Origin of the sequence: Pannonibacter sp. I15F10I1 (assembly GCF_900185665.1) — a bacterium.
Classification (GTDB): domain Bacteria; phylum Pseudomonadota; class Alphaproteobacteria; order Rhizobiales; family Stappiaceae; genus Pannonibacter; species Pannonibacter indicus.
The window spans coordinates 17,857-36,188 of sequence record NZ_FYAN01000018.1 but is presented as its reverse complement, the minus strand read 5'-3'; the positions used below and the strand labels follow the sequence as shown (position 1 = coordinate 36,188).

General features: G+C 61.4%; 24 protein-coding genes. 17 read left to right on the top strand and 7 right to left on the bottom strand.

What is annotated here, in order from left to right:
* Positions 1-33 precede the first annotated feature (33 nt).
* The 11 genes from flaF (at position 34) to IF10I1_RS12185 (ending at position 6,982) form a co-directional block, all read left to right on the top strand.
* Positions 34-384 (top strand): flagellar biosynthesis regulator FlaF, encoded by a 351-nt coding sequence (gene flaF / locus IF10I1_RS12235; protein ID WP_186392972.1) that lies wholly within the window; start codon positions 34-36, stop codon positions 382-384.
* Positions 385-389: 5 nt separating this feature from the next.
* Complete coding sequence (flbT, locus tag IF10I1_RS12230; RefSeq protein WP_050474403.1) at positions 390-812, top strand: flagellar biosynthesis repressor FlbT; 423 nt, start codon at positions 390-392, stop codon at positions 810-812.
* Between the two features lie 9 nt (positions 813-821).
* The gene (flgD, locus tag IF10I1_RS12225) at positions 822-1,226 is read left to right on the top strand and encodes a flagellar hook assembly protein FlgD (RefSeq protein WP_050474404.1); all 405 of its coding nucleotides are present in this window, start codon (positions 822-824) and stop codon (positions 1,224-1,226) included.
* Positions 1,227-1,228: 2 nt separating this feature from the next.
* Positions 1,229-1,495: a flagellar biosynthetic protein FliQ gene (locus IF10I1_RS12220; protein WP_050474405.1), complete on the top strand. Its 267-nt coding sequence runs from the start codon at positions 1,229-1,231 to the stop codon at positions 1,493-1,495.
* Between the two features lie 214 nt (positions 1,496-1,709).
* Positions 1,710-3,800 carry a flagellar biosynthesis protein FlhA gene (flhA, locus tag IF10I1_RS12215; RefSeq protein ID WP_050474406.1) on the top strand — a complete coding sequence of 697 codons (2,091 nt, stop codon included), beginning with the start codon at positions 1,710-1,712 and terminating at the stop codon, positions 3,798-3,800.
* A gap of 17 nt (positions 3,801-3,817) precedes the next feature.
* Positions 3,818-4,573: a flagellar biosynthesis protein FliR gene (gene fliR, locus IF10I1_RS12210; RefSeq protein WP_208977656.1), complete on the top strand. Its 756-nt coding sequence runs from the start codon at positions 3,818-3,820 to the stop codon at positions 4,571-4,573.
* 7 nt (positions 4,574-4,580) lie between these two features.
* Positions 4,581-5,018, top strand: a complete 438-nt coding sequence (locus IF10I1_RS12205) for a hypothetical protein (RefSeq protein WP_050474408.1) — start codon at positions 4,581-4,583, stop codon at positions 5,016-5,018.
* Positions 5,019-5,032: 14 nt separating this feature from the next.
* Positions 5,033-5,524 (top strand): rod-binding protein, encoded by a 492-nt coding sequence (locus IF10I1_RS12200; protein ID WP_050474409.1) that lies wholly within the window; start codon positions 5,033-5,035, stop codon positions 5,522-5,524.
* Between the two features lie 17 nt (positions 5,525-5,541).
* Complete coding sequence (locus IF10I1_RS12195; RefSeq protein WP_152967583.1) at positions 5,542-5,955, top strand: hypothetical protein; 414 nt, start codon at positions 5,542-5,544, stop codon at positions 5,953-5,955.
* A complete protein-coding gene (locus IF10I1_RS12190; RefSeq protein ID WP_050474411.1) occupies positions 5,952-6,410 on the top strand; it encodes a hypothetical protein in 459 nt (152 codons plus the stop codon). The genes IF10I1_RS12195 and IF10I1_RS12190 overlap by 4 nt, the downstream gene beginning before the upstream one ends.
* Positions 6,411-6,655: 245 nt before the next feature.
* Positions 6,656-6,982 carry a YnfA family protein gene (locus IF10I1_RS12185; protein ID WP_186392970.1) on the top strand — a complete coding sequence of 109 codons (327 nt, stop codon included), beginning with the start codon at positions 6,656-6,658 and terminating at the stop codon, positions 6,980-6,982.
* Positions 6,983-7,024: 42 nt separating this feature from the next.
* Here IF10I1_RS12185 and IF10I1_RS12180 read toward each other — a convergent pair whose 3' ends face one another.
* From IF10I1_RS12180 to motA, 7 genes are all read right to left on the bottom strand, one after another.
* Positions 7,025-7,477: a hypothetical protein gene (locus IF10I1_RS12180; protein ID WP_200901784.1), complete on the bottom strand. Its 453-nt coding sequence runs from the start codon at positions 7,475-7,477 to the stop codon at positions 7,025-7,027.
* Between the two features lie 26 nt (positions 7,478-7,503).
* Complete coding sequence (gene flhB / locus IF10I1_RS12175; protein ID WP_122519162.1) at positions 7,504-8,580, bottom strand: flagellar biosynthesis protein FlhB; 1,077 nt, start codon at positions 8,578-8,580, stop codon at positions 7,504-7,506.
* 88 nt (positions 8,581-8,668) lie between these two features.
* On the bottom strand, positions 8,669-9,703 hold the full coding sequence (locus IF10I1_RS12170; protein ID WP_050474413.1) for a flagellar motor switch protein FliG: 1,035 nt from the start codon (positions 9,701-9,703) through the stop codon (positions 8,669-8,671).
* 95 nt (positions 9,704-9,798) lie between these two features.
* A complete protein-coding gene (fliN, locus tag IF10I1_RS12165) occupies positions 9,799-10,074 on the bottom strand; it encodes a flagellar motor switch protein FliN (protein ID WP_371328666.1) in 276 nt (91 codons plus the stop codon).
* A 110-nt stretch (positions 10,075-10,184) separates the two neighbouring features.
* Positions 10,185-10,721, bottom strand: coding sequence for a hypothetical protein (locus tag IF10I1_RS12160; RefSeq protein WP_050474414.1), 537 nt, complete (start codon positions 10,719-10,721; stop codon positions 10,185-10,187).
* The gene (locus tag IF10I1_RS12155; RefSeq protein WP_050474415.1) at positions 10,702-11,649 is read right to left on the bottom strand and encodes a flagellar motor switch protein FliM; all 948 of its coding nucleotides are present in this window, start codon (positions 11,647-11,649) and stop codon (positions 10,702-10,704) included. The genes IF10I1_RS12160 and IF10I1_RS12155 overlap by 20 nt, the downstream gene beginning before the upstream one ends.
* A 3-nt stretch (positions 11,650-11,652) precedes the next feature.
* A complete protein-coding gene (gene motA, locus IF10I1_RS12150; RefSeq protein WP_094463447.1) occupies positions 11,653-12,546 on the bottom strand; it encodes a flagellar motor stator protein MotA in 894 nt (297 codons plus the stop codon).
* A gap of 195 nt (positions 12,547-12,741) precedes the next feature.
* Between motA and IF10I1_RS12145 the strand changes: the two genes are divergently transcribed.
* The 6 genes from IF10I1_RS12145 (at position 12,742) to IF10I1_RS12120 (ending at position 18,327) form a co-directional block, all read left to right on the top strand.
* Positions 12,742-13,614: a DUF1217 domain-containing protein gene (locus IF10I1_RS12145; protein WP_244284702.1), complete on the top strand. Its 873-nt coding sequence runs from the start codon at positions 12,742-12,744 to the stop codon at positions 13,612-13,614.
* Between the two features lie 3 nt (positions 13,615-13,617).
* On the top strand, positions 13,618-14,343 hold the full coding sequence (gene flgF / locus IF10I1_RS12140) for a flagellar basal-body rod protein FlgF (protein WP_050474418.1): 726 nt from the start codon (positions 13,618-13,620) through the stop codon (positions 14,341-14,343).
* Positions 14,340-15,065, top strand: a complete 726-nt coding sequence (locus tag IF10I1_RS12135) for a hypothetical protein (RefSeq protein ID WP_186392969.1) — start codon at positions 14,340-14,342, stop codon at positions 15,063-15,065. Before flgF ends, IF10I1_RS12135 begins: the two co-directional genes overlap by 4 nt.
* The gene (gene fliI / locus IF10I1_RS12130) at positions 15,052-16,374 is read left to right on the top strand and encodes a flagellar protein export ATPase FliI (RefSeq protein ID WP_058898114.1); all 1,323 of its coding nucleotides are present in this window, start codon (positions 15,052-15,054) and stop codon (positions 16,372-16,374) included. Before IF10I1_RS12135 ends, fliI begins: the two co-directional genes overlap by 14 nt.
* Before the next feature lie 313 nt (positions 16,375-16,687).
* Positions 16,688-17,431 (top strand): response regulator transcription factor, encoded by a 744-nt coding sequence (locus IF10I1_RS12125; protein WP_186392968.1) that lies wholly within the window; start codon positions 16,688-16,690, stop codon positions 17,429-17,431.
* A 176-nt stretch (positions 17,432-17,607) separates the two neighbouring features.
* Positions 17,608-18,327, top strand: coding sequence for a glutamine amidotransferase (locus tag IF10I1_RS12120; protein ID WP_186392967.1), 720 nt, complete (start codon positions 17,608-17,610; stop codon positions 18,325-18,327).
* Positions 18,328-18,332 lie beyond the last annotated feature (5 nt).

Here is an 18,332-nt window from a genome sequence, read left to right as displayed (position 1 = left end):
CTGCCGGACGGCAGCCAACACCAGAGAGGTGCCATGTACAAGTCCTCCTATGCCCAGACGATGGATGAGTTCGGAAACGATCCGCGTCAGGATGAGCGTGAGGCGCTCGGGATCGTCATCAGCCAGCTCGAGCTGGCGCGTGAGAAGGGGGTGCGGTCCCGGGAGGCGGCCGAAGCGATTTTCAACGCGCGCCGGGTCTGGACGTTCCTGCTGGAGAGCCTGTCCGAGAACAGCAATGACCTGCCGGTGGAAATCCGCGCTGACCTGATCTCCATCGGCATCTGGGTGCTCAAGGAGCTGGAGCGCCTTCGCCGGTACGAGACGGAAAGCTTCGACGCCATTATCGAGATCAACGGGATCATCCGTGACAGCCTGAGGGGGTGACTGCCATGCACATTGCCCTGAAAGCCGGTGAACGGCTCTACATCAATGGTGCGGTAATCCGCGTCGACCGGAAGACATCGGTCGAGCTGCTCAACAATTGCGTCTTCCTGCTGGAAAATCACGTTCTGCAGGCGCATGAGACAACGACGCCGCTGCGCCAGCTCTATTTCGTGCTGCAGTCCATGCTCATGGACCCGGCCAGCGCGCCGCAGGCGCGGGATCTGGCAAACATGCTGCTGGCGTCCACCCGCAGGACCTTCACAAATCCGGACATTGTCTCGGGTCTTGGGCAAGTCGATGAGCTGATGGGAGAAGGACGGCTGTTCGATGCCCTCAAGACCATCAGGAATCTCTATCCGGTAGAGGCGTCCATCATGTCGGGCAGTCTCCCGGAAGAACCGGCAGCCGCCGGCTTTGTAGCAGCCTAGGAGGCGAAGATGACGACAGTTTCGGGCGTCGGTGGTACCGGCGCAGCCCAATCCCAGTCTGCCAGCACTGCGGCACGGGACCAGTTGATGCTGGACTACAATGCCTTCCTGCAGCTGATGATGGCGCAGATGAAGAACCAGGATCCGACCGAGCCGGTGGACAGCACCCAGCAGCTGGCGCAGCTTGCCAGCTTCTCGCAGGTGGAGCAGTCCATCAAGATGAACACGAAGCTGGAAACCATGCTGGCGAACATGTCCTTCGGTCAGGTCAATGACCTCATCGGCCGCACGGTGACTGATGCCGCCGGCACGACAGGGATCGTCAAGTCGGTGGAAGTCTACTCCGACGGGACCATTCTCGGCCTGGACAATGGCAAGGGCATCCTGCTCGGCCCGGGTGTGAAGATCTCCTGATCATGAACGAGGCTGACGCCCTTGACCTGGTGCGGACCGCGATCTGGACGATCATCACCGGATCCGCACCGGCGATCATTCCGGCCATGGTTGTCGGCGTCTCGATTGCCCTGATGCAGGCCCTGACGCAGGTGCAGGAAGTGACGCTGACCTTCATTCCGAAGATCGTCGCCATCCTTGCCATGATCGTCATTGCCGGGCCTTTCATCGGGGCCCAGATCTATTCGCTCACGGCACTGGTCTATGGCCGGATCGAGACCGGCTTCTGATGCTGGCTGCCGCTGAGCCTGTAATACCAGGCCCGTGCAGCGTTTGAGCCTTTTCAAGGCGTGATGCGTCAGCATCTCAGCGCCTTGGTATGAGCTGGAATAGAGCTCCAGCCTTCCAAACGCGCGCCTCTGCCGGCCGGCTTCCCGGCGCTCCATGTTCGCGCAAGCTTCACCGGGCACAGTTGGTCCAGCGATACAGTGACCGGGAGTGGGTATGTCCGAGACAGTCGTATCAACGAGCGGACCGGATAAGCCGGAAAGCCGCCGCGATATCGGCTTTGCGATTGGCATCGCGCTGATCCTCGCCGTTCTCTTCCTGCCGATCCCGGCCTTCATGATCGACACGGGGCTGGCCCTGTCGATTGCCCTGTCGGTGCTGATCCTCATGGTCTCCCTGTGGATCCAGAAGCCGCTTGATTTCTCATCCTTTCCGACGATCCTGCTGATCGCAACGATGCTGCGCCTGGCGCTCAACATCGCGACGACCCGTGTCATTCTGTCGGACGGGCACCAGGGTGTGACGGCTGCCGGCCATGTGATCTATGGCTTCTCGCAATTCGTCATGAGCGGCGACTTCGTGATCGGTCTCATCGTCTTTGCCATCCTGGTCACGGTGAACTTTCTCGTGATCACCAAGGGCGCGACCCGTATCGCCGAGGTGGGTGCGCGTTTCACGCTGGATGCGATCCCCGGCAAGCAGATGGCGATCGATGCGGATCTTTCCGCCGGTCTTATCGATGACAAGGAAGCCCAGGCGCGCCGCCGGGAACTGGAAGAGGAAAGCTCCTTCTTCGGTGCGATGGATGGTGCATCCAAGTTTGTGCGCGGTGATGCCATTGCCGGCCTCATCATCACGGCCGTGAACATTCTGGGCGGCATTGTCATCGGCACCACCCGCTACAACATGGATCTGTCAACCGCTGCGGATGTCTTCGTCAAGCTGTCGGTCGGTGATGGTCTCGTCTCGCAGATCCCCGCCCTGATCGTATCGCTGGCCGCCGGTCTGCTGGTCTCCAAGGGCGGCACCCGCGGCACGGCCGAAAAGGCGGTGCTGGGGCAGCTGGGTGCCTATCCGCGTGCCCTGTTCGTCGGGGCGATGCTGATGGGCGTGATGGCCCTGATGCCGGGGCTGCCGACCATTCCCTTCGCCCTGCTCGGCGGCCTGATGGCCTTCATCGGCTACACGATCCCGCGCAAGCTGGAAGAGAAGCGCAAGATGGCCAAGGCCATGGCCGATGCGGAGGAAGCCAAGGCGCAGCGCGAGAGCAAGGAATCCGTCAAGGAATCCCTCAAGACGGCGGAAATCGAGCTTTGCCTCGGCAAGCAGGTCGCCGCCCAGCTTCTGGTTGGCCACAGCGAGCTGGCGCGCCGTGTCGCACGCATGCGCCGCAAGTTCGCCGAGCAATATGGATTTGTCGTGCCCGATATCCGGGTCTCCGACAGCCTGACGCTGCCGCCGAAAGGCTATCAGATCAAGATCCACGGCACGGTGGTGGCGGCGCAGGAGGTGAAGGTCGGCGAGCTTCTGGTGATGGCCAGTGACGATCATCCACTGCCGATGCTGGGCGAGCCGACACGGGAGCCTGCCTTCGGCATGCCGGCCTATTGGGTGCCGATGGCCTATCAGGACGAGCTGAAGCGCGACGGTTTCATGCCCGCCGACAACAACACGGTGATCCTGACGCATCTTTCGGAAGTGATCCGCAACAACCTGCCGCAGTTGCTCTCCTACAAGGACATGCGCAATCTGCTGGACCGGCTGGACCCGGAATACCGCAAGCTGATCGAGGATATCTGCCCCTCGCATATCTCCTTCTCCGGCCTGCAGGCTGTGCTGAAGCTGCTCCTGTCGGAGCGTGTCTCGATCCGCAACCTGCATCTGATCCTCGAAGCTGTCGCGGAGATCGTGCCGCATGTGCGCCGCGCTGAGCAGGTGGTGGAGCATGTGCGCATGCGGATCGCCCAGCAGATCTGCGGTGATCTGGCCGAAGGCGGCCCCTTGCATGTGCTGCGGCTTGGCAATCGCTGGGACCTGGCGTTCCACCAGAGCCTGAAGCGCGACAGCAAGGGCGAGGTCATCGAGTTCGACATCGAGCCGCAGCTGGTCGAGGACTTTGGTACCCAGATGTCCCAGACCGTCAAGGCGCTGGTCGCCGGCGGCAAGCGCTTTGCCGTTGTCGCGGCACCTGATGCCCGCCCCTATGTGCGCATGATCGTGGAACGCATGTTCCCGACCCTGCCGGTGCTCTCACATCTTGAAATCGCGCGAGGGGTGGATGTGGAAACTATTGGCAGCGTGTCCTGATCATGGCCGGGGCGGTCTTGTCCCAGTTTGGCGTCGAGGCGATTCTGGCAGCCTTCATGCTGTTCTGCCGGATCGGCGCCTGCCTCATGGTCATACCGGGCTTCGGCAGCGACCGCGTGCCGGTGAAGGTGCGGCTCTTCGTGGCGATCTCGGCTTCGCTGGCGCTTGCGCCCATGCTGGTTCCCGTGATTCAGGCGGCGATGCCGGCCGCAGATCTCGAGACGGTGGGGCGCTTCATCCTGAGCGAGCTGTTCACGGGGCTGCTGATCGGCATCATGGGGCGCTGCTTCATCGCCGGGCTGGAGATGATCGGCACCTTCATTGCCATGTCCATCGGCCTGTCGAACATGCCGGGCATGGCCATCGAGGGCAACGAGTCCCTGCCGCCGCTGGCCAGCCTGATGACGCTGACAGCCACCGCGATGATCTTCATCACCAACCAGCACTGGGAACTCTTCCGGGCGCTGGCGCAAAGTTACAACGCCCTGCCGGCCGGTACCCCCATCGACCCGGCGGCCGGGCTGGCACAGCTGACCGACCGGCTGTCCGAGGCATTCTGGCTTGCCCTGCGCATCGGCAGCCCTTTCGTGATCTACGCCGTCGTCATCAACTTTGCCCTCGGGCTTCTGAACAAGCTGACGCCGCAGATCCCGGTCTACTTCATTGCCACCCCGTTCCTCATTGCGGGCGGCATGTACTTTCTCTTTGTCATCCTGGGTGAGGCGATCACGCTTTTTCTGGACGGCTATGCCACCTGGCTCAGATTCGGTTGAGGCAACAATGTCGAAGAACAGCAAGGAAATCGGGCGCATTCTCAAGCTGCAGCGCCAGATCCATCAATTGTCAGCCTGGATGCTGGTCAATCTCGACCGTCAGGACGAGCAGCTTGCCGAAAAGCAGGACCGCGTGCTGCGCGCCCTGTCCGAGGGCGACCTCGCCATGCACGACCGTTTCATCCGCAATGCCTCGCAGCGCCTGAAGACCATCGCCGAGGAGCAGGCGCAGCTTACTGCTGCCCGGGAGAAGGTTGAAACGGAAATGGCTCGCCAGGGCCGGATGCTGAAGGTCACCGAGCGGCGCCTTGAAACCGTGGCCAAGCTTGAACGCCAGACGGACGAGCACCTGAGCCTCGCCGAGATTCTGGAGCGTCATGTGGGCGGCGCAACGCAAGCCTCCCACAAGCTGGACGACCTAGTCTCCAAGGCAATGAAGGCGTAACGAGGACCTTTGCCATGGCGATTTCTCCCATTTCCGACATCGTCCTCGATGTCGCCCGTGCCGCGGATCCGCAGCAGATCCGGGCCGCGGCCGCCAAGCTTGAGAGCCTTGGCTATGCCGCGTCTGGTGACAGCGGCCTGTTCGAGGATGCCATGGCGGCCGCCGGCCTTTCGGGCGGGCGCGGGCTGGATAATTCGCAGTGGCCCGTCGACGGCTTTACGCCTGCCATCGGCTCCACCGGTTCAGCGCGCGTGGCGATGCTGAACGACACGGCCCTGAACACGCGTGCGCTGTCGCCGGCCCAGAAGTTTGAGGCGCTGATGATGCAGCAGATGGTGGAGGGAATTCTGCCTGAAGACGCGGAAAGTGTATTTGGCTCCGGCACGGCCGGAGGCATCTGGAAATCCATGCTGGCTGAGCAGATCGGCAATCAGATGGCCGCACGCGGCGGCATCGGTATCGCGGAGCTTATCGCCAAGACCCTCGGCAAGCGGGAAACCGCCTGATGGAGCTGCAGCCTGACATGTCTGATGAGGAAAACGCTGAGATTACTTCGCCTGAACCGCTGCCGGTCTATGTGAATGACACATTGATCATGGCCATCATCAAGGCGCATACGGTGGTTGAGGCCGAAACGGAAGCCTTGCGCGAACAGGGCACGGCAGATCTTCGCGCCTTTGAGTTCCGCAAGAGCCAGGCTCTGCTGGAGCTCGCCCGCGCCAGCCGGACACTGCTTGCGCCTGGCGGTGATGGTGCGCGTGACGTGGCCGTCGCGACGGAATTGAGACGTCTGCGTGCGGCGCTGGAAGCCAACATGCAGGTGCTTTCGCTGCATCTGGATGCGGTTCGCGAGATTGCCGGGATGATTTCCCAGGCGATGCTCGAAGCGGATTCTGACGGCACCTACTCCCTGGATCACGCGAGGGTCCGCCCATGATGCGGCTCCTCTTTGCCGGCCTGTGGGTTTGCCTGACGACGCTTGGCGCCTCCTATGCCGCTGTCTACTGGATGACCCAGGACGGCAACGGGGCAGCGAGAGACGAGCGCCTCATGGTCGGTATTGACTACGAGCAGCTGCGGGCCATCAACGTGCCCATCATCGAGAATGGCGCGCTGCAGGGATATGTGGTGGTGCAGCTTGTGTTCACAGCCGATGGCGATGCATTGCGCAAGAGCCCGGTGAAACCGCAGCCCTTCATCATCGATGAGGCCTTCCGTCTTCTCTACACCGATGAGAAGCTGAATTTCCGCAGGCTTGAGCGCTATGATATCGAAGGCCTCAAGACCAGGGTCCGGGATGCGGTGAACACACGGCTTGGCAACAAGCTCGTGCAGGAGATCCTGGTGGAAGAGTTCAATTACTTCACGAAGTCCGACGTCCTGTCGCATTGAGGACGAGGTCTGGGCTGCTCAAGCCTCGCGGCATCTGCAAGGCGTATTTTCCGGGCCCTTGCCCTTTCTTCTGAAACACCTGCATTGCTGCACTGCTCCTTGCGCCGGCAGACCCGGCGAGGGATCTGCCGAAGCTGCTGGCGATGCCGGACCTTTGGAGATGCTGACGCATCACGCCTTGAAATTTCTCAAGCGCCGCATGGGCTGATATCATCTATCCTGACGCACAACCCGCCGGATATCAGATGCAGACAGCCCTTCTTTTCCTTGGTGCCGCCCTGGCCGAAATCGCCGGATGCTTTGCCGTCTGGGCCTGGTGGCGGCTTGACAAATCCGTCTGGTGGCTGCTGCCGGGCGCGCTGGCGCTGGCCTTCTTTGCTTTCCTGCTGGCACGGGTGGACAGTCCGGCCGCCGGCCGAACCTTTGCCGCTTATGGCGGGATCTATGTGGTGAGTTCGATCCTGTGGCTCTGGCTTGTGGAGGCGGCGCGGCCCGACCGGTGGGATATTGCCGGGGCGATTGTCATCCTGGCCGGCAGCGCGCTGATCATGGGCGGTCCGCGGAGCGCCTGAGCAAGCACAGAGCGCGATGCTTCCGCACCGTGTCTGCCGGCCCTATTGAGGCAGCGGCTTCAGGCGTGCATCCGCCAGCGCCTCGATGAGACGCCGGGTGTTCTCTTCCGGATCTTCCGACGGGTCGGCAAATTCGATGTGGTGGATCTCGACGCTCGATCCGCGCGCGTTCAGCGTCAGGCTGAAATAGATCCAGACCCCGTTGTTGCGGAATTCAAGGTCCAGCCGGACATCGGGCGTCGTGTCCCAATCGGCCTCGACATGGGCGCCGAGGCCGTAGCGCAGCGTCTCGTTCTTGAAGAAGAGTTCGGTCGAGGACTTCACAAGATCAGAGATATTGGCGTGCTTCTCCGTACGCACAAAGGCGATGAAGTCGGTGACGTCAATCAGGCGCAGCTCTTCGGCAACGTCAGAAACGGCCTGTGCAAGAGCTTCTTCCCGCAAGCGCACCGAGCCCGGAATCCGCGGCATCTGGCTGAAGGATCCCATGCTCATGTTGAAGCCCTCAAAACTCTCGTGCATCACACGACCTTCACTGTCTTGCGCGAATACACGTAACAGATGATTTCCGCAACCATTCTATAGAATTGCGGCGGAATCATTCTTTCCAATTCGGTACTCGCATAAAGTGAACGGGCCAGCTCGCGGTTCTCTACGACGGGAATGTTGTTTTCCTCTGCGATTTGCCGGATCTTGAGCGCGATCAGGTCTTGCCCCTTGGCCACCACAATCGGAGCGGCTGTTTCATCGCGCTCGTAGCGCAAGGCCACGGCGAAGTGAGTCGGATTGGCGATCACAAGTGTCGCCTTCGGCACGGCCGCCATCATGCGGTTGCGTGCCCTGTCGCGGGCAAGCGAGCGCTGGCGGGCCTTCACCAGCGGATCGCCTTCGGCCTGCTTGTATTCGTCCTTCAGCTCCTGCTTGCTCATGCGCAGGTTCTTCCGCCAGTGCATGCGGGCCCACAGAAGATCGAGGGCCACAAGGAGAATCGTTGCGATACAGATGCCCGAAAGCAGCTTCATCGACAGGTGAAGAACGGTTTCCGGCAGAGCGGACGGGTCGGTGAACATGGCATTCACCAGCGCATTGGCGTTCGAGCGCAGCAGCAGGAACGCGACCAGGCTGATGGCTGAGAACTTGAAAACCGACTTGCCGAATTCGACAAGCCCCTGCATGCCGAAGAGGCGGCTCCAGCCCTTGGCGAGCGAAAGGCGCGACAGCTCCGGCTTGATGCGGGTGAAGACCACCTTCGGCGTGTTCTGGAAGAACGATGCCGCAAGGCCAGCAACCATGAGCATCGCCACGATGGGCGCGAGGAACAGCCCCAGATCCAGGCTGAGGGCATGGGTGAGCTGGATTGCATCCGATCCATTTCCAATGCTGTATCCCCCCGCATTGTCGATGAAACCCGAGAGCCCGCCGCTGAGGCGCTGGACACCCGGTGAAATGACGAAGCTTCCAATCAGCAAAACAGCCAGAAAGGCGGAGAGGATCGAGGCCTCCTTGGAAACAGGTATGTTTCCCTTGTCGATCGCATCCCTGATTTTCTTCTCTGTCGGTTCCTCTGTTTTAGAGTCCTTGTCGTCCTGATCTGACATTTACGCGTCCACCGGTTAGCCAGTCTTCTGCCCCGCCATGCGGCAGGGGGCCATTGCCCCGGCTTCTGCCGGGGAGTGTGCGCCGGGCTTACCGGAAGACGGCGCTGTCTTCCTGCTTCGGATTGAGGTCGATCTCTCCGCGGCCAGCCATCTCCAGGGCAAGATCCGTGATGGACGAGCGCGCCTGAAGCACTTCGCGCTGTCCGGCCGGTTCGCCGCCGGCCAGTTCGTGTTCGACGATCTTGCGCGTGCGCGATGTCATCGAAGACAGGATAACCTCGCGGAAGGCGCGGTCGGTTCCCTTCAGCGCCAGCACAATCCGGTCCGTCGGGATCTGGTCGAAGATGGCCATGCGCGTGCGGGCGTTCAGGTTGATGATGTCGTCGAAGGTGAAGAGCAGTCCCTTCAGCAGTTCCGCCGACTTCGGCCGTGCATCCGTCAGGCTCGACAAGGCATCTTCCATGTGGTCGCGGTCCATCTTGTTGAGGATGTCCGCCATGCGCGCATAGGAATCGGCTTCCATCGTGCCCGAAAGATTGAGCATGAAGTCTTCATGCAGCGTCTTTTCCACGTCGCGCATGATCTCCTGGACGATGGCCTTGATCGACAGCATTCTGCGCATGAGCTGGTTGCGCAGATCCGGCGGCAGCTGGCTCAGCACCTTTGCAGCGGCAGCCGGCCTGATCTTCGACAGGATCAGGGCCGCCGTCTGGGGGTGTTCCTTCATCAGATAGTTGGCGAGCACGGTCTCCGAAACGGTGGCAATCCTGTCCCAGATCGAGCGGTTCGAATTGCCCAGCACGTCGGACATGATGTCGGAGAGCTGCTCCTCCGGCAGCACACCCTCCAGCATCTTTTCCACCTCGTTCGGCGTGCCGTAAAGCGTTGTGCCAGAAGAGAACTGCGAGATGAAATCTTCCGCGAGCTGATCAAGCTCCTCCGCCGCCACCGTGCCGAGCTGGGCTGCAGCCACCGTGATCATGCGGATTTCTTCCTGATCGAAATGCTGCAGAAGCCGGCGTGAACTGGGCTTGCCAAGCGCCAGAAGAAGCGCCGCGACCTTCTGCGTGCCCTTCAGGGTGCGCGTCGGCAGGAGGTTTTCGGCAGATGTGCTCGCATTCATTTTCGCGGTCTCTCCTGCAGCTTAAGTCATGCCAAGGCATCTGAGACGCTTGCGCGCCATGCCTTGAAATTGCTCATGCGCCGCACGGGCTGGTGTCAGGCGTCGAGCAGGCTGTTCTGGGCGCTGATGATTTCGGTCAGCGAAACGCCGAAGCGGGAGTTGTCGTCTTCGACGACGACCACTTCGCCACGGGCAACCACGCGGCCGTTGACCACGATATCAACCGGCTCACCGACACGGTGGTTGAGCGGAATGACGGCACCGCGGCCAAGCTTCAGCAGATTGGCGACCAGCATTGTGGCCGAACCCAGCACGACCTGAATATTGACCGGAATGCCGAGGATCGTGTCGAGGTTGCGCTCGTCGCCCATCAGGTCGGAGCTGGTCAACTTTGCGCTCTTGGATCCGCCGGTTTCAACCTTGGCGAATTCAGCCGCACCTGCGGCCTTGGCGGAAGGGGTCTCGTTCATATCATTGCTGCTCATGTCAGATCATCCTTGCGGTGGATGGATACGGATCGGAACGGGCCGGTGGCCAGGTCATCCAGACGGTGAACCTTCATTTCCGTTGGCGCGGCGGGGCCGTGAGGTTCGCTCGCCGGCGATGCGGTGTTGCGCAGAACCGTCTCGACAACCGTGGACACCATGTCGCTGGCAGGAGGCTCCATATGGCCGGCCTTGGCGCGCATCGCGACTTCGGTCGACAGCTGCTTCAGCTCGGATTTGAGCACCGCCTGTTGGCGCTTGGCCTCCCGGGTAAGGGCGTCGATCTCGGCAATCAGCTCCCTCGCGTCATCCATCCTCGCGCCAAGTGCGTTGAGCACCTGCGCCCCGCGGACATTGAGCTCCTTCACCGACACCTCGATGCCATCAAGGGCAAGCGCCGTCTGGTCAAAGATCCGCTGGTAATCTTCATGGTAGGATCCCAGCCGGCGCAGTTCCCGGTACATGGTGACCATCTTGAAGCTCGTGATCGCCAGAGCGATCAGCAGAACTGCATCAACGAGATAGGAGATCATCAACGATGTCCTTTTCCAGATGGATCAGGTCTTCGACCTGAAGTGTGTAGGAGCCATCCAGCTGGCCGAGACGGCAGTTGAAGATGGGCTGCTGGTTGCATTCCAGCTTCACCGGGCTGCGGGGGGTGGCCTGCAGCTCGATGATCTGGCCAATCTTGAGATTGGCGATTTCGCCCAGCGTCAGCTCACGCTCTTCCAGCACCGCCTGCAACTTCACTTCCGTGCGCTGGATTTCGGCCTGGAAATGTTGGGTCCACTGCTTGTCGCGTCCCGCCATTTCGCCCGACAGCACCTGCGACAGGCGCTGGCGCAGCGGGTTGAGAGTGGAGTGCGGCATGACGACGAAGATCTCGCCGCCGCGGCCGATGGCCTGGAGCAACAGGCGTGCGACGACGGCCGGATTGTTGCGGCGGCCAATGATGGCAAAGTCCATGCGGCTTTCGACACGCTCGATTTTCAGCGTTGTCTCGGCGATGGGGCTGAACGATTCCTGCAGCGCATTGGCGGCCACTTCAAAGACCGTGCGGGCAATGCGCGTCTCGATGGAGGAGAAGGTGCGCTCCTCATCGATCGGCGGCTCGGTGCCATCGGCGCCGAACAGCACGTCGATCATCGTGAAGATGAAGTCCCGGTCGAACCCGATCAGCAGGCGCGTGTCCCATTCCGGGGAATAGAGCACGGCGACCAGGGCGTTGGATTCATAAACATCCAGAACATCGCCGATACGCTCGTTGCCGATATCGGAAACGGAAATGTAGGACGGCGAGGCCGACTTCTGGCGCATCGCATCGGCAAAGACGCGGGCCATGCGGTCGAAGAGCACCGGCAGCATCGGCAGCCGGTCGACGGAGATGCCTGCGGCATCCAGCAGCCGGTCGGTGATCTGGGCGCGTTCCGAATGGAACGAGTTGGCAGCGTGATCAAGCATGACTTACGCCGCTCCCTTCATTTCCGCGGCGCTTTCGCCCACGCCGCCGGAGTTCATGGTTTCGTTTTCGACTTCATCGATGGAGGGGCGGTCCGAGGCCGAGATGGTCTTGCGGCCATGCTCAAGCGCGATCTGCGGAGGCGCGCCATTCATGAAGGCCAGCAGAGACTGCTTGACGATCACATAAGGACGCAGCCGTGCCTCACGCACGCCCTTCACCTTGTGGGCGACAGGCGCCACCAGTGCATAGGAGAGGAAAATGCCGAGAAACGTGCCGACAAGTGCGGCACCGATCAGGGCGCCCAGGATCTGGGGTGACTGGTCGATCGCGCCCATGGCCTTGATCACGCCGAGCACCGCCGCGACGATACCGATTGCCGGAAAGGCTTCGGCCACGGCGGACAGGGCGTAATAGGGCTTCATCTGGTCGCGGTGAACCGTCTGCAGCTCTTCGTCCATCAGCGCCTCGATCTCATGGGCGCGGGCATTGCCGACAATGATCAGGCGGAAGTAGTCACACACGAAGGTGGTGAGGTTCCTGTTGCGGTAAACGGTCGGAAATGCGCGGAAAATCTCGGAATCCTGCGGGTTCTCGATATGCGGCTCAACCTCGTTGCGGCCCTTGGAGCGCAGCTCGCGCATCAGCGCATAGAGAAGAGCGAGAATGTCGAGGTAGTCGCGCTTCTTCGGCACCGAATTCAGTACCGCTTCCTGCACGGAGCGCATGGTGTCCTTGATGGTCTTCATCGGATTGGCGACGAAGAACGTGCCAATCGCCACCCCGACGATGATCAGCACCTCGAACGGTTGCCACAGAACCAGCACCTTCCCCCCCATGGCGTAGAACCCGCCAAGAAGAGATGCCATTGCGATGATGAGACCCAGCATGATTGTCACGAGCCAGCTCCTGCTTGGTGCGTGTGGGATGTCGATGCCCTCACGCTAGGAGACGAGGCTTGCCCGAGGCTGTTGAATTTTGCTGGGTTTTGGCGGGCCGGGATTAACCATGATGCCGCTGCAAGGCGAGGTTGCGGCGCGGTCAGTCAGCCCGGCGCAAGCCTTGGCGGCAAGACTGGCCGCAAGAGGTGCGCCATGCGTGCCGATTCCTGTTGCCGAGCTGTCCGGGCGCATCTGAAGGATGCGAAAGGACACAAGTTCTCCGGAGGGGCTGCGCCGATGATAAGCACATTGTTCCAGTATCAGTTGGTGTCGAGGGATCTGAACCGTACGCTCGAGACCACCGCCAAAGACCCTCAGGTCAAGCGTGAGACAGAATATTATCTGAAGAACATCGGGAACATCAAAACGATTGATGATTTTCTGAAGGACACGCGTATTTTCAAATACGCGATGAAGGCGTTTGGCCTTGAGGATATGGATTATGCCAAGGCCTTCATGAAGAAGGCGCTTAAGGAAGGTGTGGACGACAGAGATTCGTTTGCCAACAAGCTTTCCGACAAGCGCTATGCCCAGTTTGTGACGGCGTTTGACTTCAAGGTTTACGAGGAGCTCACAACCGCGCGTCCTGAGGTGAAGCAGCCGGTCGTGGATGCCTACGTCCGTCAGACCCTTGAAGTGAATTCCGGGAACCAGAATGAGGCCGTGCGTCTGGCGCTCTATTTCAACCGCAAGGCCAGCAGCATCAAAGGGCCCTTCGACATTCTTTCGGACCGGGCGCTTGCCAAGGTGGTCTATACATCGCTTGGCCTGCCGGAAAACTTTGCCATGGCCAACATCGACAAGCAGGCGGATTTTCTGAAGCAGCGCCTGAACTTCGATGACTTCAAGGATCCCGCAAAGCTCGACACTTTCCTGCGCCGCTTTGCCACCATGTGGGACTTCCAGAACGGCACCCCTGCAACCTCTTCCATTGCGACCCTCATCATGGCCGGGCCCGGATCGTCGGCTGCCATTGGTGAGAACCTTCTCTCCCAGATCCAGTCTCTCAGGCTAGGAGGACGTTGATCCATGCAGTCCGCACTTTATGTCGCCCTGTCGGCTCAGGTCGCTCTTTCCAACCGGCTGGAGACGGTCGCCCGGAACCTTGCCAATATGAATACGGCCGGCTACCGGGCGGATGAGGTGAAGTTCGCCGAAGTCCTGTCCAAGGCAGGCGCTGATCCGGTGAGCTTTGCCACGGCTGGTGAAACCTATATCTCCCGGCAGGCGGGCGGGGTGAGCAAGACCGACAATCCGCTGGATCTGGCCGTCGATGGCGACGGCTGGTTTGCCATCCGCGCCGGAGACACGGTTGCCTACACCCGTGACGGGCGCATGAAGATCGATGTGGACGGCGTTCTGCGCACGCTGAATGGCCATGACCTGCTGGATGCTGGCGGCCTGCCGATCCAGCTCGATCTCAATCAGGGCATGCCGCGGATCGGGCCGGATGGAACGGTGACGCAGGGCGAGGATATCGCCGGTGCTGTCGGCCTGTTCCGCATTCCCGAAGATGCAAAGCTCCGCCGCTTCGAAAACTCGGGCGTCATCCCGGATCAGCCCGCAGAGCCGGTGCAGGCCTTTGATACGGCAAGCATCGTGCAAGGCTACACGGAAAGCTCCAACATCAATCCGATCCGTGAAATGACCAAGCTGATCATGCTGACCCGCGCCTTCGACAGTGCGACGAAGATGATCGACACCAGCAATGACACCCAGTCGCAGGCCGTGCGCGATCTGGGAGCGACCTCGTGACGCCGCTGGGAGCTGTGCCGCCGGTCAAGCCGCAAGTGAGCGCCGGCAGCGTCAATTCACCCCGTCAGGCTGCGGATGTCTCAACCGGTGAAGACGGCAACGGCCTGGGGTTTCGCGATATCGTTGATATCATCAATCCTTTCCAGCATCTGCCGGTTATCGGTGAGATCTACCGGAATGTGACGGGGGACCAGATCTCCGACGGGGCCCGCCACGCGGGTCACGCGCTTTATGGGCTGGCCCTCGGCGGTCCGCTTGGCATGGCCGGCATGCTTGGTTATGCCATGGCCGGTTCTGCCGTGGAAGGCGCCCTGCAAACGCCGGGCACAACGGAGAACACGGAAGCGGCTGTTGCGCGGGCTCCGGATGAGCCGGCCATTCCTTCAGCCAAACCTCAGGTTCATGAGCTGGCTAAGGACTCCATTCCTGCGTCTTCACAAGGCACCGGCACGGATGATCCGCTGGGCATGCGCGTGGCCCGCTCGCGCGACGAGGCTGCGGCAGCACCGGTGAACCTCACGCGCTGGCTCACGGATCCGGCAAGCGTTGCAGTGCCTCTGGCCAAACCGTCGTCCGGCTCCGGGACGCCGGAGGCGCAGCGTCCGGATCAACCGGCCGCGCTGGATGCGGTTATCCAGCACCCGGCGAACCGTTTGCCGCTCGATGTGCTGGAAACCTTGCGCAACCGTCATAAGGATCTGATCCGCGATGCCCGCGCTTGACCGGCTGGCGCTTGCCGTTTCTGCAGCTTCCAAGGAAGTTGATCCGGTCCGCATCGGCGGCCGGGTCATTCAGGTGACACCTGGCGTCATTCGCGTCACCGGGCTGTCGCGCTCCGTCTGCATCGGTGATCTTGTGTCACTCGAAGGCAAGGGCGGCGAGCGGCGCGGCGAGATCATCCGTCTCGATGAAGATGATGTCTATGTGAAGCCCTACGGCAATCTGGCTGATATCGGCATTGGCGCCCGTGCCTGGCGCAAGGGCGCACTGACGGTGCATCCGCATCAGGCCTGGAAGGGCCGTGTGGTCAATGCGCTGGGGCAGGCGGCGGATGGCAAGGGGCCCTTGCGCACCAGCGCCGCGGCCATGTCCCTCGACAACGAGCCGCCGCAGATGCTGGAGCGCGCCCGTGCCCGCAAGCCGGTGCGCACGGGCGTTAAGGTCATTGACCTGTTTACGCCGCTTTGCGTTGGCCAGCGTATCGGCGTCTTCGCCGGGTCTGGCGTTGGCAAGTCCACATTGCTGGCCATGCTGGCGGGGTCGGGCGATTTCGACACTGTCGTCGTCGGCCTCGTGGGCGAGCGTGGACGCGAGGTGCGCGAGTTCGTCGAGGATGTGCTGGGCGATGCGCTGGAGCGGTCCGTGGTGGTCGTTGCAACCGGTGACGAGAGCGCCATGATGCGGCGTCTTGCCCCGCGCACGGCGATGAGTGTGGCCGAATATTTCCGGGGCCTCGGCCAGTCCGTGCTGCTGATCATCGATTCCGCGACGCGCTTTGCCCATGCGGCCCGCGATGTGGCGATGGCCGCCGGCGAACCGCCGGTCGCCCGCGGCTATACGCCAAGCGTTTTCTCTGACCTGACCCGCCTGCTGGAGCGCGCTGGCCCCGGGGCCGAAGGGGAGGGGGCGATCACCGGCGTCTTCTCGGTGCTGGTGGATGGCGACGATCACAATGATCCGGTGGCCGACACGATGCGCGGTGTGCTGGACGGGCATATCGTTCTCGACCGTGCCATCGCTGACGCCGGCCGCTATCCGGCGGTCAATATCCTGTCGTCCGTCTCCCGCCTGTCCCAGCATGCCTGGACACCGGAAGAGCGTGAGCTGATCATGCGGCTGAAAGCCATGATCTCGCGCTACGAAGACACCCGCGACCTGCGGTTGATGGGGGGATATCAGGCCGGCAGTGATCCCGCGCTCGACAAGGCCGTGCAACTGGTTCCGCGGATCTATGAGTTCCTGAGGCAGGACGCACGGGGCCTGCCATCGCCCGATCCATTCGGCGATCTGGCAAGAGCACTCTCTTCATAGCAGAAAATGACGCAACGGAAGAATAGGGTGAGCATGCCTCTTGCGTTGCTCAGGTTGTGTCATTATAATTTCACACACGTTCCCTGATGTGAGGGCGCGTGAAGGTGCGAATCACAATATCTGATTGATTTGAAGTTTATCGATTTTTCCGCTTTGGTGCCGTAAGTTGGCATTTATATAAAATATTCAACCCCGATGTTACGGATTATACGCCAAAGTCACAACCTTTTCCGGCTGTAACTGCACGATACATTTGACGTAGGCGCTTCTACCCACTACCAGTTGGTTGCAAGGCTGTGTTGGGGAAAACACTATGTTCGTGATTGTCGACTCGCGGGAGATCGTAACGGCAGGTTATGCCGCCGGTTTCGAGCGTGAAGGTTTCGCCTGTATGGCACTAACCCCGTCCGAGCTTCCGGAATGGGTGAAGACCGCTTCAGAAGATGACCTCGCCTCAATTGAGGCTTTTCTTTTGGGCGAATGTGAGGAACGGCCCGATTTTCCGCGGCTGATCCGGTCATACTGTGATCAGGCTCCGATCCTGGCACTGGATGAGCGGCCAAGCCTCGATCAGACGCTGGAGCTGTTTGCCTGCGGCGTTGATGATGTGTTGCGCAAGCCGATCCATGTGCGCGAGATCCTCGCCCGTGTCGGCGCCATCCGCCGCCGCACCATGACCGAAGCCGACAATCTCGAAGTCGGCCGCATCAAGGTCTTCTTCGATGGCCGGGACGCCCTCGTCGGGGGTGATGTGTTCGAACTGCCACGCCGTGAGCGCCGCATTCTGGAGTATCTTGCGCGCAACCATGGCCGCCGCGTCACCAAAACCCAGATCTACAACGCCGTCTACGGCCTCATGAACGAGGAAGTCGATGAATGCGTTGTCGAAAGCCACGTCTCCAAGCTTCGCAAGAAGCTCAAGGCGCGCCTCGGGTATGATCCGGTCGAATCCAAGCGCTACATCGGCTACATGCTCAAGGCTCAGCCTCAGGACGCTGCTGCCCGTCCCGCGCAGGATGCCCGCCGCAGCGCCACGGCTCCGATGGAACGCGTCTGAACTTTTCTTCTTTTCCCTTTCCTGGCTTGAGGGCTGCGGGTTGCTGACGGCAATCTGCAGCCCGCAGCTTGTGCGGGCCTGAACAGTTTTGTGCCTTCTGGCAAGTTGTCCCCAGCTGCTGGTGAACTCCGGAAAACCCCTTTAATTTCAGCTGCCACAACAGGGGGCGTTCCCGCATGTCTTCAATCCTGATCATTCAGACCGGCACTCCGCCCGCGGACCTGCGCACGCAATGGGGCGAGCAGGGCGACTGGTTCCGCTCTGCGCTGGAAGGGCTGGGGCTGGATGTGTCCGTGGTGCAGCCGCATCTGGGTGAAGCGCTGCCGGAACCTGCTGAGGTGCGGGGCGCCGCCATCACCGGCTCCTGGTCCATGGTGAGCGACCGCGAGGACTGGAGCGAGCGCACGGCGGACTGGATCCGCAGCGCCATGGCCGAAGACCTGCCGCTCTTTGGCGTCTGCTACGGGCATCAGCTCATGGCCCATGCGCTGGGTGGCCGGGTGGATTATCATCCCGGCGGGCCGGAGGTCGGGCAGCTGCCGGTGACGCTCTCGGCCGCAGGACTTGCCGATACGGCCCTTGATGGCGTGCCGCAGCAGTTCGATGTTTTCCTCACCCATGAGCAGAGCGTGCTGGAGCTGCCGGCCGGTGCAAAAGTGCTCGCACGTTCCGCCCATGATCCGCATCAGATCCTGCGCTATGGCCGCAATGCGCTGTCCGTGCAGTTCCATCCGGAGTTCTTTCCGGATCTCATGCGCAGCTGCATCGAGCGCCGCCGTTTGTCTTTCGAGGCGAAGGGAGCCGATGTCGAGGGACTGCTTGCGGCCGTGTCGGAGACGCCGGTGTCCCGGCAGATGCTGCGCCAGTTCTGCGCCGCCGCTGCCGGGAGAGTTTGACGGAC

Excerpts from the sequence above, each read along its gene's own strand:
- flaF (WP_186392972.1), top strand. The coding sequence starts at position 34 with ATGTACAAGTCCTCCTATGCCCAGACGATGGATGAGTTCGGAAACGAT.
- flbT (WP_050474403.1), top strand. The coding sequence starts at position 390 with ATGCACATTGCCCTGAAAGCCGGTGAACGGCTCTACATCAATGGTGCG.
- flgD (WP_050474404.1), top strand. The coding sequence starts at position 822 with ATGACGACAGTTTCGGGCGTCGGTGGTACCGGCGCAGCCCAATCCCAG.
- IF10I1_RS12220 (WP_050474405.1), top strand. The coding sequence starts at position 1,229 with ATGAACGAGGCTGACGCCCTTGACCTGGTGCGGACCGCGATCTGGACG.
- flhA (WP_050474406.1), top strand. The coding sequence starts at position 1,710 with ATGTCCGAGACAGTCGTATCAACGAGCGGACCGGATAAGCCGGAAAGC.
- IF10I1_RS12205 (WP_050474408.1), top strand. The coding sequence starts at position 4,581 with ATGTCGAAGAACAGCAAGGAAATCGGGCGCATTCTCAAGCTGCAGCGC.
- IF10I1_RS12200 (WP_050474409.1), top strand. The coding sequence starts at position 5,033 with ATGGCGATTTCTCCCATTTCCGACATCGTCCTCGATGTCGCCCGTGCC.
- IF10I1_RS12195 (WP_152967583.1), top strand. The coding sequence starts at position 5,542 with ATGTCTGATGAGGAAAACGCTGAGATTACTTCGCCTGAACCGCTGCCG.
- IF10I1_RS12190 (WP_050474411.1), top strand. The coding sequence starts at position 5,952 with ATGATGCGGCTCCTCTTTGCCGGCCTGTGGGTTTGCCTGACGACGCTT.
- IF10I1_RS12185 (WP_186392970.1), top strand. The coding sequence starts at position 6,656 with ATGCAGACAGCCCTTCTTTTCCTTGGTGCCGCCCTGGCCGAAATCGCC.
- IF10I1_RS12180 (WP_200901784.1), bottom strand. The coding sequence starts at position 7,477 with ATGAGCATGGGATCCTTCAGCCAGATGCCGCGGATTCCGGGCTCGGTG.
- flhB (WP_122519162.1), bottom strand. The coding sequence starts at position 8,580 with ATGTCAGATCAGGACGACAAGGACTCTAAAACAGAGGAACCGACAGAG.
- IF10I1_RS12170 (WP_050474413.1), bottom strand. The coding sequence starts at position 9,703 with ATGAATGCGAGCACATCTGCCGAAAACCTCCTGCCGACGCGCACCCTG.
- fliN (WP_371328666.1), bottom strand. The coding sequence starts at position 10,074 with ATGGGCGACGAGCGCAACCTCGACACGATCCTCGGCATTCCGGTCAAT.
- IF10I1_RS12160 (WP_050474414.1), bottom strand. The coding sequence starts at position 10,721 with ATGATCTCCTATCTCGTTGATGCAGTTCTGCTGATCGCTCTGGCGATC.
- IF10I1_RS12155 (WP_050474415.1), bottom strand. The coding sequence starts at position 11,649 with ATGCTTGATCACGCTGCCAACTCGTTCCATTCGGAACGCGCCCAGATC.
- IF10I1_RS12145 (WP_244284702.1), top strand. The coding sequence starts at position 12,742 with ATGCGTGCCGATTCCTGTTGCCGAGCTGTCCGGGCGCATCTGAAGGAT.
- flgF (WP_050474418.1), top strand. The coding sequence starts at position 13,618 with ATGCAGTCCGCACTTTATGTCGCCCTGTCGGCTCAGGTCGCTCTTTCC.
- fliI (WP_058898114.1), top strand. The coding sequence starts at position 15,052 with ATGCCCGCGCTTGACCGGCTGGCGCTTGCCGTTTCTGCAGCTTCCAAG.
- IF10I1_RS12125 (WP_186392968.1), top strand. The coding sequence starts at position 16,688 with ATGTTCGTGATTGTCGACTCGCGGGAGATCGTAACGGCAGGTTATGCC.
- IF10I1_RS12120 (WP_186392967.1), top strand. The coding sequence starts at position 17,608 with ATGTCTTCAATCCTGATCATTCAGACCGGCACTCCGCCCGCGGACCTG.